This is a genomic window from Bacillus sp. iso_77 (assembly GCF_056173625.1).
Genome location: NZ_CM149683.1, coordinates 2,427,347 through 2,444,301 on the forward strand (window position 1 = coordinate 2,427,347; position 16,955 = coordinate 2,444,301).

Here is a 16,955-nt window from a genome sequence, read left to right on the forward strand (position 1 = left end):
TACCTTTATGAAACAAAAGAAAAAACGAACATCTCCAGAGAGACAAACAGTCCTGTTTCATTTAACAGATGCCCTCATCCCAAGTGTTGAAACGATGGCGATTGCAGTAAGAGCATTTTTGCACCTCGTAAGAAAAGCCATTTCAGCCGTTTTATAAAACCCCGCACTAGAGGAGTGCGAGGTTTTTTTTAGGATTGATAGATTTGGCTGCCTTGATTGATAAACTCTTTTGCCTTCTTCTCCATCTCTCTTTTCACTTCTTCTGATTGGTTGCGGATGTCATGGGAAATTTTCATACTGCAAAACTTTGGTCCACACATGGAACAGAAATGAGCGGTTTTAGCACCTTCAGCAGGCAATGTTTCATCATGGAATGCCAGCGCTCGTTCTGGGTCAAGTGACAGGTGAAATTGATCCCGCCATTTGAATTCAAATCTCGCTTTCGATAAGGCATCATCACGCTTTTGAGCAGCAGGATGTCCTTTTGCTACATCAGCTGCATGTGCGGCAATTTTATAGGCGATGACGCCTTCTCTTACATCTTCTTTGTTCGGCAGACCTAAATGCTCTTTTGGTGTCACATAGCACAGCATGGCGGTTCCGTACCAGCCAATCATCGCCGCACCGATCGCGGATGTAATATGATCATATCCCGGTGCAATATCTGTTGTTAGAGGACCTAACGTATAAAAAGGTGCCTCTTTGCATATCTCCATCTGCTTATCGACATTCTCTTTGATTTTATCCATTGGAACATGACCAGGTCCTTCAATCATGACCTGTACATCATGTTTCCAAGCGATCTCTGTCAATTCCCCTAACGTTTCCAGCTCTGCAAACTGCGCTTCGTCATTTGCGTCCGCAATGGATCCCGGTCTGAGCCCGTCCCCAAGCGAAAAGGCAATGTCATACGTTTTCATGATTTCACAAATTTCTTCAAAATGGGTATACAGAAAGTTCTCTTGATGATGAGCGAGACACCATCTTGCCATAATGGCTCCGCCTCTTGAAACAATTCCTGTGACCCGATCGACTGTGAGCGGAATATACCTTAACAGGACGCCCGCATGAATGGTGAAGTAGTCAACCCCTTGCTCTGCCTGTTCAATTAATGTGTCTCGGTATACTTCCCACGTCAAATTTTCTGCGATTCCATTCACTTTTTCAAGTGCCTGATAAATCGGGACAGTTCCTACTGGGACTGGGCAATTGCGGATAATCCATTCTCTCGTTGTATGAATATCCTTTCCTGTAGACAGGTCCATCATCGTATCTGCCCCCCATCTAATTGCCCATGTCATCTTCTCCACCTCTTCTTCAATGGACGACGTCACAGCTGAATTGCCAATATTCGCATTAATTTTCACGTGAAAATTCTTCCCGATGATCATCGGCTCACTTTCAGGATGGTTGATATTCGCTGGAATGACCGCTCTTCCACTAGCCACTTCCTCTCTAACAAACTCAGGACTTAGCTGTTCTCTCAAAGCGATAAACTCCATTTCAGGCGTAATGATCCCCTTTTTTGCATAATGCATTTGCGTCACACAAGCACCTTGTTTCCCGCGGAGCGGCACATGATGAAAATCTGTATGGGCAGCTTGAAAGGATTCTTTCCCATTCAAGCGATATCCATTATCTTCTGGCTTTACTTGACGCCCTTCATAGCTTTCAGTATCTTCTCTTTCTTTAATCCATTTTGATCTCAGGCGCTTTAATCCCTTTGTGACATCAATATGAGCCTCCTCATCTGTATACGGTCCACTTGTATCGTACACACGAATCGGTTCATTTTGGATATCACCTGCTTGTGTCACTGTATTTGTGAGCACGATTTCTCTTTTTGGCACCAAAATGTCAGGTCTTGAACCTTGTTCATATACCTTTCGACTGCCTTCAAAATTTGATAATAAAGATTGCGATGATGGAACATTTGTCTTTTCATTCATTTGCTGTTCTCTCCTTCTTTTCGTGTGACCGGTCAGGATGGAATCAGCACCAGCAAAAAACCAGATTCTATGTAAAGAACCTGGTTTCGTCGTCAGAAAAAAACATGTATGCCATTCATATGGCACATGTATCATCTTCAACTTCCCCACGCTGGTACGAGCCAGATCAGGTCCAAAGGGTTAAGAAGCTTGTCTTCTCTCTCAGCCCGCATTTCCGGGCACCCCTAGTCACTTATATTGATTTCCACAACAGTGTAGCATAGCTGAGAAATGAAAAAAAGAAGTTTCAGGAAAATAGTTCCTTTCCCCTACAATGAATACATGATCTTCACGATATACATCTTTATATACACGATCTATCTCTCTCATTTCGATTAAATCAGAAATAATCATTGATCCTTTTCTCCTATTATGTATAATTAATCTAAACGGAGAATTTTTATACAAACATGATTCAAAGGAAGTTCTAGTCGATTGCAAACATTTCTTACATTTATCGTCGTTGGATTCTCAATTGCTCTACCTGTTGGAGCGATCACGGTTGAAATGACAAAGCAGGGATTAAAAAACGGATTCTTTCATGGATTAACTGTAGGCGCTGGTGGTATGACCATCGATATATTGCTCATCTTGGCTTTATATGCTGGATTTGCTCAATTTTTATCTTTGCCCTTTATCCAAATTCCGCTCTGGCTGATCGGTGCCATCTTTTTAATGATTCTTGCCTACGATTCGATTAAAAATGCGGATCAAGACATCCATTTAGCAGGAGAAAAAGTGAATAAATCATTCGCTAAAACATACCGAAATGGGCTGCTCGTCGCAGTATCCCCTGGAAACCTTGTGTTCTGGGTATCTGTGTTTGGTGCTGTACTGGCAGATGCTTATAAAAATACAAATTCATCTGAATTTATATTGGCTGCTACGGGTATTTTGGCAGGGATTCTTCTTCATGACATCGGTCTTCTCACGATTGTTTCCCTAACAAGAAAAGTGATGAACCGAACAATGATTAAGTGGACATCCATTATTGCCGGTATTTTATTACTTGGATTTGGCTGTTATTTCTTTTATGAATTTTATATCGGGATCAAAGTTTATTTTTAAAGAAAGGCTAAAGTTCGTCATGAACTTTAGCCTTTTTTATTCCAGCTTATCGGGTCATGCCTGTCTGACCTGTTTCAAATTGCGTTTTTCTCATATCTCTGAAGCGTGTAAATGCGCCTTCGTCTTTAATGACTTGGACAGCTCTACCATCTGCATAACGAGTCGCTGCTTCTTCTACTTGTGATACACCCTCTGATGTCAAGCGCCCATCTGTTTTAAGAGCAATATACACATTTTCATCCGTCACCATAACTTGTGAGTCTGTCACATGGTTCATTTTGTTCACTCGGTTAGCGATTTTTCTTGAACGCTGGATGTTCTCTTGTTTATCGTAGCCAGAGAACGACATTTGGTTATGATAGTTCATATCTCCATGACTGTAGCGTCCATCTCCACCAGTAAGTGGCATTCTCACTTGATCCTGTGTAGGGCGTGAACGATAATCAACATTCGTTGTATTTCTTCCGTTCATTCCCTCCATAAGCTCAGAAACCGGTCCTTGATGATCTTGGTTGTTGTCTGTTGCCTGTTGATTGGAGTGGTATCCAACTGGCTGACCTGATTGATTATGACGTGTATCTACACCCGCATTGTTATTTGTACCACATGCCGTTAATCCAATAGGTAGAAGCACTAAGGCGATTGTTTTTTGCCATTTTTGTCTCAAACGAAAAACCCCCTGTACAAATTGAATCTCATGAGCGCAAAACAGGCTCTGTTTTAGCATGTACAGTTGAGGACAAAAACAAGCTGTCAGTTATAAACAAAAAAAGGAACGATTGAGATCGTCCCTTGTGTCATTAATCTTCTTCGTCTTCTTCTGGTCTTGCAAAGACAGATGGGTTTTGATAAGGCTGCTGCATATAAGGCTGTGCTGGATAAGCACCCATTTGACCATATGGAACAGGGGTTGGATAATGTCCAGGCCATGGTTGATGATGCTTCATGCCATCATCGCATCCGCAGTCTTCCTTGCCATATGCTTCATTTGGAGCGTTTGGATAAAAGCCTTGATTGGCATTTGCATTTGCATTTGCATTTGCGCCTGCATTTGGATGCATATGGTGGTGCCAGTGATGCCCATCGTTTGCATGATGCTCATGATGTTCACCGTAATAAGCCGGTGCTTGATACGCAGGATAATAAGGCTGAGCCGCCGGGTAAGGATACGGCATCATGTGATGGTGATAATACGGCTGTACCGGATAACAAAGGCCTGATCCCGGTAAAATAGGAGAAGCGGGTACCATTTGCTGCGGATATGGATACATTGCTGGCATGTAATGACCATAACCATAATAAGGATCATATGACTCTTGATGATGGTGGTGATGCTCTTTATTTTCAGCCATGCCCCCTACTGCTGCCCCTCCAACATTCGGCATTTGCGGGAAATTAGGAAGGTTTGGGTAATTACTATGTTCCATATCTTTTCCCTCCTCTTTTTGATGTGGGATATGAATGAATGGATCATATCCCTTCGCCACTTCATCTTTGAAATGATCCTTATTTTCATGATGAAAATGGTCCTTGTGATCTTTATGATCCTTTTTCTCATGAACATGATCTTTCTTTTCATGAACGTGATCTTTTTTCTCATGATGTTCTTTTTTGGGAGGAGGCGTGAATGGCTGGTAGAGATTCGTCTGATAATAGTTTACATCAACTTGTGGAAAAACTGGCTGTTCAATCTTTGGTACTGGTGGCACATAAGGTACCGGTTCATTCGGCTTTTCCTTCGGCTTCGTATCTTGAACTTGCACGACATCCTTTGGCTTTTCTTTTACATACGGGTGTTCTTTTGCTTTTGGCATTTCTTTTGCTTTGTGATGATCGGTTTTTACAGGAACACCACTAGATGGAATTTTGATTTTCATTCCTGGCATGATCAAATCTGGATTACTGAGCTGCGAATTTAATTTTTTCAATTCTTGAAAGTCGACTCCGTACTTCTTTGAAATTTTCCAAAGGGAGTCTCCTTTTTGCACAATATGAATTTTCAACGTTTTCCCCTCCTATGCAAAACGTGAACGTAGCGGTTATGTCAGAAGTACAATATGTTTCAACATAAATTTATGCCTATTTACAAGCCGATATGATAAAAACTTGTTTTCTGATAGGAGGGGACACTTCATTATTTAATGGTGAGCATCTTATTTAAAGCGAGCAATGCCTCTTTTGTCGTCTCTTCATTCACTTGAATCAAACCGACCGGCTCCCCTTTTTCAATGCTTTCAAGTGACCATAGTAGATGAGGCAGATCAATACGGTTCATTGTCAAACATGGACACATATCTGGATTAAGGGATTCGATTTGTTTGTCAGGGTGCTGGTCAATGATGCGTTTCACTAAATTCATTTCTGTTCCAATGGCCCACTTGCTTCCTGCTGGTGCCTGCTTGATCGTATCAATAATAAATTTCGTTGAACCAGCTAGATCAGAAGCCTTTACAACTTCATGTGTACACTCTGGATGAACAAGAATCTGTATGTCACGGTCTCGTTTTCTCGTTTGTTCAATATTCTCAATGGTAAATTTCTCATGAACAGAGCAATGACCTTTCCATAAAATCATTTTGATTCGATGAAGCGGTTGGTCGGTGATGAGCTTTTCTTCTATTTGATCCCAGACAGCCATTTCCTCTAGCGGAATCCCTAAATCATAGGCCGTGTTACGCCCTAAATGCTGATCAGGAAGAAAAAGAATCCGCTCTTTTTGGGTCAGCGCCCACTCCAATACTTTTTTAGCGTTTGAAGATGTGACAGTCGATCCGCCATGTTTGCCGACAAATGCTTTAATATCAGCCGTTGAGTTTACATAAGTCAGCGGAAGGATCGTATCTCCAAACAGCTCAGTGAGCTTATCCCACGCCCTGTCTGTTTGTTTCATATTCGCCATATCTGCCATTGAACAGCCAGCTCTCATATCTGGCAAAAAGACGTGCTGATTCTTTTTTGATAGCATATCGGCCGTTTCTGCCATAAAATGAACCCCGCAAAATACAATGTATTCTGCTTCGTGATTGTCAGCAGCAATTTGTGCAAGCTGCAATGAATCACCTGTCACATCAGCAAATTGGATGACTTCATCTTTTTGATAATGATGACCCGGTATAAAAAGCTTTGATCCAAAGGCGCGTTTAATCTCTAATACTCTCTCTTTCATTTCATCATAAGAGCGCCGTTTATATTCATCTGGCATCATGGCTGTATGCTGCGCTGCTAACACATCAAGCATTGACATGAGTCGTTCCCCCTTTATGGCTGAATTCCATATTCATACTAAAATCGAATGATGGAGCAGAATGTGTGAGGAATCCAAGTGAAATAAGGTCTACACCTGTCCCCCGGTAGTTAGCCACATTCTCCAACGTGATACCGCCTGATGCCTCTGTCAATATGGTTTCAGGGGTCATTTGTTTAAAGCGCTTCACTTCGTCTGGAGAGCAGTTGTCAAACATGATGACATCTGCTTTGGCATCAATGGCTTCCATCAGCTGTGCTTCTGATTCAATTTCCACTTCAATTTTCACCATATGACCGGCGTATGCTCTTGCTTTCTCCACAGCTTCCCTGATAGAACCACAAGCCGCAATATGATTATCTTTAATCATCACCCCATCGGATAAGCCGAAACGATGATTCTTTCCGCCTCCGACTTTTACTGCGTACTTCTCCAGCATGCGCAAACCGGGTGTCGTCTTTCTCGTATCACAAATCGTAATAGATGGATCAGCTAATCGCTCTACTGCTTCATGCGTTAGTGTAGCAATCCCTGTCATTCTTTGCAGGATATTCAACACCACCCGCTCCCCTTTCAGCAAGTCGTTGACGGGGCCAGTTATTTGTGCCAGTACAGCCCCTTCATGAATCCAATCACCTTCTTGGAAGAACAGCTCAGTTTGAACTTGTTCATTCAGCAGTTTGTATCCCATATCAATGACTTGCGTCCCGGCCAATACGCCTGATTGTTTCGCCATGATGTAAGCTGTTCCTTTCTTGTCTCCAAAGATGGCATCAGCGGATACATCTCCAAACCCAATATCTTCTTTTAAAAAATGAGTGAGCATTTGCTTTAACTGTAAACGTTCCATTTGGCACCAATCCTTTCATTTTTTACGATATAAATATAGCCCTGTTCATGTACAATCTGTTTTGTTCGCCACGAAGCATCATGCCGATTAGGATAATCTGTGCGATAATGACCGCCCCTGCTTTCTGTTCGGAGTAATGCAGATTTGACAAGGCATATGGCTAAAGCCCATTGATTAGTTATTTCGATCTGTTCATTTGTGATATTCTTCACATTGATTTGCTGAAAAGAGACTTGTTCTAAATGATCGAGCAAAGTCTGTAAGCCTTTCTCATCTCTCACAATTGCGGCATATGCCGTCATCCATTTTCTGAGCTGAGCCAGTGACACCGTTGGGACAGACCATACTTCTTGAATGGAAGGAGCAAGGTTTTTATCTTGCCAGGTTTGCAACCGCTCAATATACCGTGCTGCGTTGTTTCCTAAAACGAGACCTTCTAAGAGCGAATTACTTGCCAGTCGATTGGCGCCGTGTAAACCTGTACAAGCTGCTTCACCAATGGCAAAAAGTGATGGAACTGTTGTTTCTCCATGTTCATTCACCTTAATTCCACCCATTAAAAAGTGCATACCGGGTGAAACTGGCAGCCTTCCGCTTGCCATAACAACTCCCGCACGCTGACACATCGAAGCAATCGCAGGAAAACGTGCAGAAAAATGCGGAATATCACGGATGTTCAGATAAATGGAATGACCGAGTTGCTGCTCATGGAAAATGGTCCTTGCCACCACATCTCTAGGCGCTAAATCGCTCTGTGGGTGGATTCCTTTCATGATCCGCCTGCCTGATTCATCTTCTAAATAGGCGCCCTCTCCCCTGACTGCCTCTGATACGAGCCCGATCGCTTTACCTGAAGTGGTCAAAAGGGTCGGATGGAATTGCACAAATTCGAGATCTACTAGCTGTGCCCCTGCGCGATAGGCCATCATCAGACCATCTCCTGTCACAGACGGATCATTTGTGTTTGTCTCATATAAGGATCCACAGCCGCCAGTGGATAATACAACTGCATCTGCGGTCATTGTATGTACATGACCTTTTTCGTCTTTCCACACAACACCTGTACATACCCCATCATGAACCAATAGATCCATGACATGATGATTTTCGTATACATGAATGTGTGAGCCGAGCTTCCCTTTCAAAAACTGCACGAGGGTTTTTCCCGTTTGATCTCCTCCTGCATGCAGAATACGATGGGTCGTATGGGCTCCCTCTTTACCTAACTGCGGGATTCCCGTTTCATCTCGATCAAATGGGCAGCCCTCTTCTACGAGCTTCTTTACAAGATCTTTTCCATGACGGACGATCTCCTGTACAGTTTTGTCATCATTGTGACCACACCCCGCAGCTAAAGTGTCTTGCACATGCTGATCGACAGAATCATGTGCGGAAAAGGCTGCAGCGATTCCCCCTTGTGCGAGCATGGAATTACTAGAGGAAAATTGTTTTTTTGTCATCATGATGACTTGGCAGTTCTCTGAGATCGTATTCACAAAGGAAAGAGCCGCAATGCCCGACCCCACCACAATGACTTTTTTAATAGATGACACAATTGCCCCTCCTGTCATTTACACCTGTCTTGACACATATCATTACACAACACTACAATAAATACAAGAAAAAATTTTCACACAGGAGATGGATGGATTTGATTTATTTAGATTATGCAGCTTCTACACCTGTTTCTGAGGAATCACTGCATGTATTTCAGCAGTTGAGCAAAGAATGTTACGGAAATGCGAGCAGCCTGCATGATGCAGGAGGAAGAGCAAATGAAATCTTGGCTTACAGCAGACAATCACTTGCAACGATTCTAGGGGGCGAACCTGATGGCATTTACTTTACAAGTGGCGGAACTGAATCCAATATCCTTGCGATTCAATCGATCATAAATGGGCTGCCTCCACATAAACAGCATGTCATTACCACATCAGTAGAGCACCCTTCCGTTCATCATGCGGTCAATGCCTTGAAGCGTCTCGGTGTGAAGGTGACGGTCATAGACCCGAATCAAGAAGGAATTATCACAAAGGAGATTCTCAAACAGGCTCTATTGCCTGAAACCGGACTAGTATCCATCCAGCATGCCAACTCAGAAACTGGGATTATTCAGCCATTAGCTGAATTAGCGACGCTCTTAAAAGAAAGAGATATTCTTTTTCATACAGATGCAGTGCAGACATTCGGAAAAATGCATGTGTCGATTAAAGAACTTGGGGTTGATGCCCTCTCCATTTCGAGTCATAAAGTGTATGCACCTAAGGGCGCCGGTGCTGTCTATATGGGAGCACATGTCCCTTGGAAGCCTATATATCAACATACTGTACAGGAAAATGGTCTACGCCCAGGGACAGTGAACGTTCCATGTATCGGTGCTTTTGTTGCCGCGAGCGAGCAAATCATGCTGAAAATAGAGCATCAGCAGCAGCTGGATATTCAGCTTCGTGATTATTTTCTTCAGCAGCTAAAAAAAAGGCAGCTGCCTGTCCGCATGCTGCAAGAAAATGACCAGCGCCGCACGCTCCCTCATATTATTGGTTGTTTTTTTGAAGGGTTTGAAGGACAATATGTAATGTTAGCTTGTAATCGGCAGGGAATTTGTATATCTACTGGAAGTGCATGCGCTTCTGGTTATCATCACCCTTCCCCTGCTGTAAAGGCATTACATGTATCAGATCGTGATGCCCTTCAATTCATTCGACTATCATTTGGACGAGGATCATCAAAGGATGACATCGATCAGCTTTTGCATACATTTGAACGCTTGCAAAAGGAGAAGAAAGGAGCATAAAACGTGGAACAAGAGAGAAAACTCATTGGCGAAGAAAGAAGAAACGCCATTTTAAAGTGGCTGAAAGAGACTGATACACCACTCACCGGAAGTTTTTTAGCCAAAAAAGCCGCTGTCTCACGACAAGTCATTGTACAAGATATTTCATTACTCAAAGCAAAAAACGAACCCATTATTGCCACAAGCCAAGGCTATGTGTATATGGCGCAGCATACACCGGAAACTGAAATTGAACAGATTATCGCTTGCAAGCACGATCCTCATCGTACAGAAGAGGAGCTGACACTGATTGTAGACTACGGTGTAACGGTGAAAGACGTGATGATTGAGCACCCTGTCTACGGGGAGCTAACGGCCTCTATTCGAGTGAGTACGCGCAAACAAGTGGCTGACTTCGTTCATCATATTTCTAATACAGGCGCCTCCTACTTATCAGAGCTGACAGACGGCGTACACTTACATACCCTTACTTCCTTCAGCCAAAAGCAGCTTGACCAAGCCATTCAAGCGCTTGATGACGCTGGATTTCTCATTAAAGACTAAAAAAATAGTGTCCCCTGCAGGACACTATTTTTCATTCGTTAATTCATATGTTTGATAGCTGCCGAGTAGTTTCACTTCACAGCCAATCGCTTCTAATTCTTGAATGGCGCCAGGGACAAGTACATCATCCATCTCTTTTTCGATATCAATGATAAATAAATAGTGTCCAAGGCCTGTTTTTGTCGGACGCGATTCAATTTTGGACAAATTGAGATTCCGCCATGAAAAAGCTGATAACACGCGGTGCAATGCACCTGACTGATCATCCTTTGGCAGGCTGACAACAATGGTCGTTTTTGGCTTTGAAGAAAAACCAGAATTCATTGGGAACGATGCCTTCGCCTCTTTATGTAAAATAACAAAACGTGTATGATTGTGCGGATAATCATGAATGTCTTTTTTCGCAATCGTCAATCCGTACGTTTTTGCGGCGATTTCATTCGCAATCGCACCAACAGCTTCATCTGGATGCTCACTGATGTATTTTGCTGCATAGCCTGTTGATTCCACTGGCCGATGCGGAATATCAGGGAACTGCCTCTTCAAAAATTGATGACACTGCGCAATGGCGTGCGGATGTGACTGAATCACATCTAATGTCTCCCAGCTCTCCGCTCTCGATGGATGGACAAGCAGGTGCTGACGAATCGGTGCTGTCATTTCGCCCACAATGGACAAAGCGTCCTCATGAATTAAATAATCAATCGTTAAGTTCACAGATCCTTCGAGTGCATTTTCAAGTGGAACGACCGCCAAATCTACTTCTCCCTTTGACACGGCATCCATACATTGCGGAATGGTTGCATAAGCCCGTTGCTCTGCTTCTTTTGGAAAACAAGAACAGACAGCCAAATGAGTAAATGTGGCCTCTGGTCCAAAGTAACCTACCGTTAATTGCTTCATCTGCTATGATCTCTCCTTTTACGCCCCAGAACCTAGAATTTCAACTTTTTCGACAAATTCAAGTTTTCTTAATTGATTCATGACTGTATTGATATCATCTGCCATGCCGGCCGTACTGATCGACAGGGTAACATTCGCTCTTCCTTGCAGCGGAATCGTTTGGTGAATGGATAACACATTACAGCCAGAGTCAGCCACAATTTGCAGCAGCCTAGACAGAGCCCCAGACCGATCCTCCAGGTGGAAAAACAATGTGATGATCTGCTCTTTGACCATAGTATAAAATGGAAAAACAGCATCTCGATATTTATAAAAAGCACTGCGGCTTAAATCCGCTTTTTGAACAGCATCGGCAACTGAATCCGCTTTTTTGCGATCGAGAAGCTTTTTGACTTCAAGCGTTTTTCGCATCGCATCCGGAAGTACATCCTCTCTTACTAAATAGAACGTTTCTTCTTTCACCTGTTTTCTCCCCTTTTAAAAACGGGAGAGCCCATGAACTGGACCCTCCTTTTGATCAATCGATAAATTCAAATTCAAATTCAAGCAGACGAATGATGTCTCCATCTTTAGCACCACGTTCACGCAGGGCATCATCAACGCCCATTCCGCGCAGCTGTCTAGAGAATCGTTTCACTGACTCGTCTCTTGAGAAATCTGTCATCTTAAACAGTCGCTCAAGTGCTTTACCAGTTAAGACAAACGTACCATCAGGATCTCTTGAGATCTCAAATGCTGCTTCTCCTTCATCAAACTTGTACATCACACGGTTATCAGAGAGCTCTTCTTCATTGTAGAGCGGGAATTCCGGTGTTGTTTCAAGCTGATTGGCAATTTCAAATAAGAGCTCACGAAGCCCTTCTCTTGTGATCGCACTAATTGGGAACACTTTATAGTCATCTGTTAATTTTTCTTTAAATGCCGCTAGATTGTCAGCTGCATCCGGCATGTCCATTTTGTTCGCTACAATGATTTGCGGACGCTCTGTCAATCTCATGTTGTATTGCTCAAGCTCTTCGTTAATCGTCACGTAATCTTCGTATGGGTCACGCCCTTCAAGTCCAGACATATCAATGACATGGACAATGACACGTGTACGTTCAATGTGGCGTAAAAATTGATGACCTAAGCCAACACCTTCGTGCGCTCCTTCGATCAGTCCTGGCAGATCCGCCATGACAAAGCTTCGGTTATCGTCTGTTTCAACAACTCCGAGGTTTGGCACAAGCGTTGTAAAATGATAATCCGCAATTTTTGGTTTCGCAGAAGAGACAATCGAAAGCAGTGTTGACTTCCCGACACTTGGGAAACCAACAAGTCCAACATCTGCAAGTACTTTTAATTCTAAGATGACGTCACGTTCTTTACCTGGCTCACCGTTTTCAGACAGCTGTGGTGCAGGGTTTGCTGGTGTTGCGAAGCGTGAATTTCCACGTCCGCCACGTCCACCTTTGGCAATCACAGCCCGCTGTCCATGCTCTGTCAAGTCAGCTAGTACTTGTTCCGTCTCAGCATCTGTCACCACTGTACCCGGCGGAACTTTAACAATCATTTCTTCCGCATTTCGACCATGCTGGTTTTTACTCATTCCATGCTCACCGCGGTCCGCCTTGAAATGACGCTTATAACGAAAGTCCATTAACGTTCTGAGTCCTTCGTCTACTTCAAATACTACATCTGCACCATTTCCGCCGTCGCCGCCTGCTGGCCCGCCTTTTGGCACATATTTTTCACGACGGAACGCCACCATACCGTTTCCGCCGTCACCGCCTTTAACATACACTTTAACCTGATCTACAAACATAACTTCCTCCGTTTCTCTGCATCACATATCTCGTTCTTGCCTCAAACAAAGCTCAATCATGGACTCGTGATTCGTCACATGAAATTGCGTTATACTCATACATGGATAGTTTGCGTCATGAAACGCATTTAACGCATCCAAACTTGTTAATTTTCCTTTGAAATCAAAATATAAGATCACATCATTCTCTTCATGATCCGTTTGGAAAGTGACCGTTAAATGATTTTCAGTTTTTTGGCAAACTGATTGATCGAATATCGAAAACAACTCCCGTGATACCGTTAGCAGCTGCGATTCATATGCTGATAAGTCTCGGGTTTCACCAAGCACTTCATATTCTAGGGTGATAAAATGCGACTCCCAATTAAAGGTTAGAAAGTAATAGGCCAATTGGGGAATTTTTAAATTTGAGAGTTTGGATTCATGCTGTGCTTCAATGACCATTTCTTCTATTATTTCGAACACTCGGTCATATTTTTCTAATGTCAAGTTGCCTTTGATTAACTGCAATTTATTCATCCAGTCGTGTCTTGAACGACTAAGCAAATGGATCAATTCATTCGTTAATGCAACGTGAGTTAATTTTTCGTTTTGTTTACTTGGTATCTCTTCCATTATCGCACTCCCAATCGTTTGGTCTCTCTTTTAGGAGTCTTATCATCAATATGTCTCCCTGAATTATAACAGAGAAGACAGCATAGAAAAACACTAGTTATGTGAGGAAAGGTTGTTTTTTCTGATCGTATAGGAGAAAATGAGGCAAAGTCAGCAAACATTCTTTGATATTTATGGAGTGCATCTTCTTTTATCATCTTCGATACTACTTGTAAAAAGCGCAAAAGCTCCCTGAATAGTGAAAAAAACTCCAGTCAATGACCGGAGTTTTTAGCAATTATTGTGCCGCAGGATATACGCTCACTTTTTTACGGTCACGACCGAAACGTTCGAATTTAACTGTTCCGTCGATTTTAGCGAAAAGAGTGTCGTCGCCTCCGCGTCCAACGTTTTCACCTGGATAGATTTTCGTTCCACGTTGACGATAAAGGATAGAACCACCAGTTACGAATTGACCATCAGCACGTTTAGCGCCTAAACGTTTAGACTCAGAGTCACGTCCGTTCTTTGTAGAACCTACCCCTTTTTTAGATGCGAAAAATTGAAGATCTAATCTAAGCATGAAGTTCACCTCCTATTTTTTTGTAGATATTCTCACATAATCGTGATAATCTCGTTCAATTGTTTCTAAGGAAACGACCATGCCTTCTAAAAGCAACTGGGCTTTTTCAAAGGTGACTGGATCTGTATCAGCTGGCAGTTCAAAAGAGAAATACCCGCCTTCATCTCCAATATCAAGCAGTGGATCCATTCCTGTCAGTGCAATAATTGAATTGACTGATCCGAAAACAACAGCAGATACACCTGCACAAACGAGATCCTGACCTTTTTCAGCAAACTCGGCATGTCCAGTCATCTGAAAAGACGTAATGCTTTCATCTGCCGGCGACCGAGTAATGGTTGCTTTGATCATATCACTCACACGCCTTAAGCGTTGATTTTTTCGATAACAACTTTAGTGTAAGGTTGACGATGACCTTGTTTTTTGTGGTTGTTTTTCTTCGGTTTGTACTTGAACACAGTAATTTTCTTACCGCGACCTTGTTTTTCAACTTTAGCCGTTACTGTTGCTCCAGCAACTGAAGGGTTACCCACTTTGACAGTGTCTCCGCCGACAAACAATACGTTTTCGAAAGTAACTGTTTCACCTGCTTCAGCAGCTAGTTTTTCAACATAAACAGTTTGACCTTCTTCAACTTTTACTTGTTTACCACCAGTTTCGATAATTGCGTACATCTCTGCACCTCCTAATAAACTCAGACTCGCCGAATACAGGGGGCCAATAGGCACTTTACACCTGCTCCGCGCGGTTGTAGCACGGGTGCTACATATCCATAACATTAAAAAATATATCAAATTAGACGCTGAATGTCAATGTATTTTCACCATTAGTACGGCAAAAGAAGATCTTCCATAGAAGAGGTGGTTCTTCGATCTGAAAAATAAGCATGGAGCAATTCATTTTCATCGAGCTGGCTCATTTTCACACCATTCCGTTCGATAATAATGGGATGCTTACAGCCCCTTTGGAATCGCGCCATCACTTCATATATTTTCTCCTCAGCACCCGCTCTCAGCGGAATGAGTTTCTCTACCTTTTGCTCTTTTTTACCGTAATAACGTTCTAGTAAAAAACGTACCCTGATATAATGCCGCTGCCGGTGCTCCATCACAAGCGAGTAGGCTAAAAAAGTGAGCAGGATCCAGCCGTTGAATTGCAGCGGAGCAAAACAGAGTAACCCTGCTGTCAAAAGACCGAAAAAAATGAGAGAGCCTTTTATTGCAAGGGCATGTGCCTGTTGGAAAGGATAAAAAACAGATAAGAGCAAAAAGAATAATTTCCCGCCATCAAGTGGCCAAATGGGCAAAAGGTTCACTAAAAAAATCGCTACATTATAAAAAGTAAACATCGTAAAGACATCATATGAGATAAGTGAGGCTTCCATGAGAAGCCAGGCGACGAGCTGGAGCGGGACATGCTGAAGCGGTCCGCATAAAATGACCGCCAACTCTTCTTTTAGCGGACGGTTCCCATGCTCTTCTACTTCTACCGCCCCGCCAAATGGCAGTAAAAAAATCCGCCGAATCCGCCAGTGATAATAACAAGCAGCCGCTGCATGTCCAAGCTCATGGACACAGACGATGATGAGCAGACAAAGCAACGGCTTAATTTGACCTGATAGCATGGCAAATGCCATGACTATCCAAAGGAGCGGGTGAACATGGACCTTTGTCAGCATGAGCAGCCATCTATTCAAAGGTCATCACCTGAATGGGATCAATAAACTGTTCATTTTGCTTAATGGCGAAGTAATATGTCCCCTTGCCTTGTTTATCAAGCGCAATTTGACCAATTTTTTCCCCTTTATCGACAAAATCGTATAAAGCCACATCAGCTTCTTTTAGTTGGCCGTACCAGCTGTAGCTGTTATCTGCATGCTGCACCACGACTGTGAGCCCCGTATCACTTTTCTTTTTCACTTCTACGACATAGCCTTCTTTCATACTATCGATGGCTTCAGCAGATGTTTCAACTTTCACTCCGGCACCATTTTGCGTAAAGGATTCCTGCACTTTTCCAGAGGCAGGTACAGCCAGCTCTTGATTGGCTTGTACGTCCTTTTGTCCTTCTTTTTTATCGGTTAAAAAGGCAAGTGGGTTTCCGACAGTCTTCTCAAACCACCGGTTGGCGGCGGCAAATTGAAAATCTTGTTCAAAAGTTTGACTGATCATCGGCTTCAGCTGCTGAAAAGGCCCCGCCTGCCCTTTAAATGAAATAGCGGCAATCAGTACAAGAGAGGCAGAAAGTAAACATTTAAGCACAAATGTATTTGAATGAAATAACGGATGGCGAAATTTTTTCGGCTGATGAGAAGTTGACTCGTAGGAAGCCGAGCCAGAATGCTTTTCTTCTTCTGTTAACATGACCCATGGCGGAATATCATCTTTCTTCTTGAAAGCTGCCTTCTTAGGGGCAGCAGCTGGCTGCTTCATTTTGCGGCGCTGCGCTATTTTCTTTCGATACTCGTCCACTCTTTTCATAAGATCACCCTTTACATACAAACAGTTTGTACATTTTATGTGGCGACCTCATATGATATGCAACAAAAAGACCGATTCTCATCGAATCGGTCTCATCTCACGTG

At 42.9% G+C, this 16,955-nt stretch carries 19 protein-coding genes, 1 riboswitch and 1 other annotated feature; of the genes, 4 read left to right on the forward strand and 15 right to left on the reverse strand.

What is annotated here, in order from left to right; all coding sequences use genetic code 11:
* Positions 1-7: 7 nt before the first annotated feature.
* Positions 8-157: a hypothetical protein gene (locus AC0VYC_RS12490; protein WP_017367715.1), complete on the forward strand. Its 150-nt coding sequence runs from the start codon at positions 8-10 to the stop codon at positions 155-157.
* Between the two features lie 31 nt (positions 158-188).
* On the opposite strand, the gene thiC is transcribed toward AC0VYC_RS12490, so the two are convergent.
* Positions 189-1,949: a phosphomethylpyrimidine synthase ThiC gene (thiC, locus tag AC0VYC_RS12495; protein WP_475388577.1), complete on the reverse strand. Its 1,761-nt coding sequence runs from the start codon at positions 1,947-1,949 to the stop codon at positions 189-191.
* Between the two features lie 126 nt (positions 1,950-2,075).
* Positions 2,076-2,185: riboswitch (TPP riboswitch) on the reverse strand.
* Positions 2,186-2,423: 238 nt separating this feature from the next.
* On the opposite strand from thiC, the gene AC0VYC_RS12500 reads away from it, so the two are divergent.
* Positions 2,424-3,056, forward strand: a complete 633-nt coding sequence (locus AC0VYC_RS12500) for a LysE family transporter (protein WP_041090919.1) — start codon at positions 2,424-2,426, stop codon at positions 3,054-3,056.
* A 46-nt stretch (positions 3,057-3,102) separates the two neighbouring features.
* On the opposite strand, the gene AC0VYC_RS12505 is transcribed toward AC0VYC_RS12500, so the two are convergent.
* From AC0VYC_RS12505 to nadB, 5 genes are all read right to left on the reverse strand, one after another.
* Positions 3,103-3,723, reverse strand: a complete 621-nt coding sequence (locus AC0VYC_RS12505) for a YhcN/YlaJ family sporulation lipoprotein (protein WP_017367717.1) — start codon at positions 3,721-3,723, stop codon at positions 3,103-3,105.
* 133 nt (positions 3,724-3,856) lie between these two features.
* Positions 3,857-5,059, reverse strand: coding sequence for a SafA/ExsA family spore coat assembly protein (safA, locus tag AC0VYC_RS12510; RefSeq protein WP_407708605.1), 1,203 nt, complete (start codon positions 5,057-5,059; stop codon positions 3,857-3,859).
* Between the two features lie 131 nt (positions 5,060-5,190).
* Entirely contained in the window at positions 5,191-6,300 is a 1,110-nt protein-coding gene (nadA, locus tag AC0VYC_RS12515) for a quinolinate synthase NadA (RefSeq protein WP_024718391.1), read from the reverse strand.
* Entirely contained in the window at positions 6,287-7,150 is an 864-nt protein-coding gene (gene nadC / locus AC0VYC_RS12520; protein WP_475388580.1) for a carboxylating nicotinate-nucleotide diphosphorylase, read from the reverse strand. The genes nadA and nadC overlap by 14 nt, the downstream gene beginning before the upstream one ends.
* Positions 7,132-8,703 carry an L-aspartate oxidase gene (gene nadB, locus AC0VYC_RS12525; protein ID WP_475388582.1) on the reverse strand — a complete coding sequence of 524 codons (1,572 nt, stop codon included), beginning with the start codon at positions 8,701-8,703 and terminating at the stop codon, positions 7,132-7,134. The genes nadC and nadB overlap by 19 nt, the downstream gene beginning before the upstream one ends.
* A 92-nt stretch (positions 8,704-8,795) precedes the next feature.
* Here nadB and AC0VYC_RS12530 point away from each other — a divergent pair, with 92 nt between their 5' ends.
* Positions 8,796-9,944, forward strand: coding sequence for an IscS subfamily cysteine desulfurase (locus tag AC0VYC_RS12530; RefSeq protein WP_285851007.1), 1,149 nt, complete (start codon positions 8,796-8,798; stop codon positions 9,942-9,944).
* A gap of 3 nt (positions 9,945-9,947) precedes the next feature.
* The gene (locus AC0VYC_RS12535; protein WP_475388585.1) at positions 9,948-10,487 is read left to right on the forward strand and encodes a 3H domain-containing protein; all 540 of its coding nucleotides are present in this window, start codon (positions 9,948-9,950) and stop codon (positions 10,485-10,487) included.
* Between the two features lie 24 nt (positions 10,488-10,511).
* On the opposite strand, the gene pheA is transcribed toward AC0VYC_RS12535, so the two are convergent.
* The 9 genes from pheA to AC0VYC_RS12580 all read right to left on the reverse strand — a co-directional run bounded on the left by pheA (position 10,512) and on the right by AC0VYC_RS12580 (position 16,851).
* A complete protein-coding gene (gene pheA / locus AC0VYC_RS12540; RefSeq protein ID WP_039167032.1) occupies positions 10,512-11,390 on the reverse strand; it encodes a prephenate dehydratase in 879 nt (292 codons plus the stop codon).
* 18 nt (positions 11,391-11,408) lie between these two features.
* Positions 11,409-11,852: an ACT domain-containing protein gene (locus AC0VYC_RS12545; protein WP_008342790.1), complete on the reverse strand. Its 444-nt coding sequence runs from the start codon at positions 11,850-11,852 to the stop codon at positions 11,409-11,411.
* 55 nt (positions 11,853-11,907) lie between these two features.
* Positions 11,908-13,194, reverse strand: a complete 1,287-nt coding sequence (gene obgE, locus AC0VYC_RS12550; RefSeq protein ID WP_007501521.1) for a GTPase ObgE — start codon at positions 13,192-13,194, stop codon at positions 11,908-11,910.
* A gap of 21 nt (positions 13,195-13,215) precedes the next feature.
* Positions 13,216-13,809 carry a sporulation initiation phosphotransferase B gene (locus AC0VYC_RS12555; RefSeq protein ID WP_007501522.1) on the reverse strand — a complete coding sequence of 198 codons (594 nt, stop codon included), beginning with the start codon at positions 13,807-13,809 and terminating at the stop codon, positions 13,216-13,218.
* Positions 13,810-14,086: 277 nt separating this feature from the next.
* Positions 14,087-14,371, reverse strand: a complete 285-nt coding sequence (gene rpmA / locus AC0VYC_RS12560; protein WP_003216586.1) for a 50S ribosomal protein L27 — start codon at positions 14,369-14,371, stop codon at positions 14,087-14,089.
* A 12-nt stretch (positions 14,372-14,383) separates the two neighbouring features.
* A complete protein-coding gene (locus AC0VYC_RS12565; RefSeq protein WP_007501524.1) occupies positions 14,384-14,722 on the reverse strand; it encodes a ribosomal-processing cysteine protease Prp in 339 nt (112 codons plus the stop codon).
* A gap of 14 nt (positions 14,723-14,736) precedes the next feature.
* Positions 14,737-15,045 (reverse strand): 50S ribosomal protein L21, encoded by a 309-nt coding sequence (gene rplU, locus AC0VYC_RS12570; protein ID WP_003216781.1) that lies wholly within the window; start codon positions 15,043-15,045, stop codon positions 14,737-14,739.
* A gap of 12 nt (positions 15,046-15,057) precedes the next feature.
* Positions 15,058-15,131: a sequence feature (ribosomal protein L21 leader region), on the reverse strand.
* 66 nt (positions 15,132-15,197) lie between these two features.
* Positions 15,198-16,067: a M50 family metallopeptidase gene (locus AC0VYC_RS12575; RefSeq protein WP_041506793.1), complete on the reverse strand. Its 870-nt coding sequence runs from the start codon at positions 16,065-16,067 to the stop codon at positions 15,198-15,200.
* The gene (locus AC0VYC_RS12580; RefSeq protein ID WP_024718399.1) at positions 16,060-16,851 is read right to left on the reverse strand and encodes a M23 family metallopeptidase; all 792 of its coding nucleotides are present in this window, start codon (positions 16,849-16,851) and stop codon (positions 16,060-16,062) included. The genes AC0VYC_RS12575 and AC0VYC_RS12580 overlap by 8 nt, the downstream gene beginning before the upstream one ends.
* Between the last annotated feature and the right edge of the window lie 104 nt (positions 16,852-16,955).

What these genes read in the sequence shown, in the direction of transcription:
- AC0VYC_RS12565 (WP_007501524.1), bottom strand. Translation starts at nt 14,722, where the DNA reads ATGATCAAAGCAACCATTACTCGGTCGCCGGCAGATGAAAGCATTACG.
- AC0VYC_RS12555 (WP_007501522.1), bottom strand. Translation starts at nt 13,809, where the DNA reads ATGGAAGAGATACCAAGTAAACAAAACGAAAAATTAACTCACGTTGCA.
- AC0VYC_RS12490 (WP_017367715.1), top strand. Translation starts at nt 8, where the DNA reads ATGAAACAAAAGAAAAAACGAACATCTCCAGAGAGACAAACAGTCCTG.
- nadA (WP_024718391.1), bottom strand. Translation starts at nt 6,300, where the DNA reads ATGTCAATGCTTGATGTGTTAGCAGCGCAGCATACAGCCATGATGCCA.
- AC0VYC_RS12580 (WP_024718399.1), bottom strand. Translation starts at nt 16,851, where the DNA reads ATGAAAAGAGTGGACGAGTATCGAAAGAAAATAGCGCAGCGCCGCAAA.
- AC0VYC_RS12530 (WP_285851007.1), top strand. Translation starts at nt 8,796, where the DNA reads ATGGATTTGATTTATTTAGATTATGCAGCTTCTACACCTGTTTCTGAG.
- pheA (WP_039167032.1), bottom strand. Translation starts at nt 11,390, where the DNA reads ATGAAGCAATTAACGGTAGGTTACTTTGGACCAGAGGCCACATTTACT.
- nadC (WP_475388580.1), bottom strand. Translation starts at nt 7,150, where the DNA reads ATGGAACGTTTACAGTTAAAGCAAATGCTCACTCATTTTTTAAAAGAA.
- thiC (WP_475388577.1), bottom strand. Translation starts at nt 1,949, where the DNA reads ATGAATGAAAAGACAAATGTTCCATCATCGCAATCTTTATTATCAAAT.
- obgE (WP_007501521.1), bottom strand. Translation starts at nt 13,194, where the DNA reads ATGTTTGTAGATCAGGTTAAAGTGTATGTTAAAGGCGGTGACGGCGGA.
- rpmA (WP_003216586.1), bottom strand. Translation starts at nt 14,371, where the DNA reads ATGCTTAGATTAGATCTTCAATTTTTCGCATCTAAAAAAGGGGTAGGT.
- rplU (WP_003216781.1), bottom strand. Translation starts at nt 15,045, where the DNA reads ATGTACGCAATTATCGAAACTGGTGGTAAACAAGTAAAAGTTGAAGAA.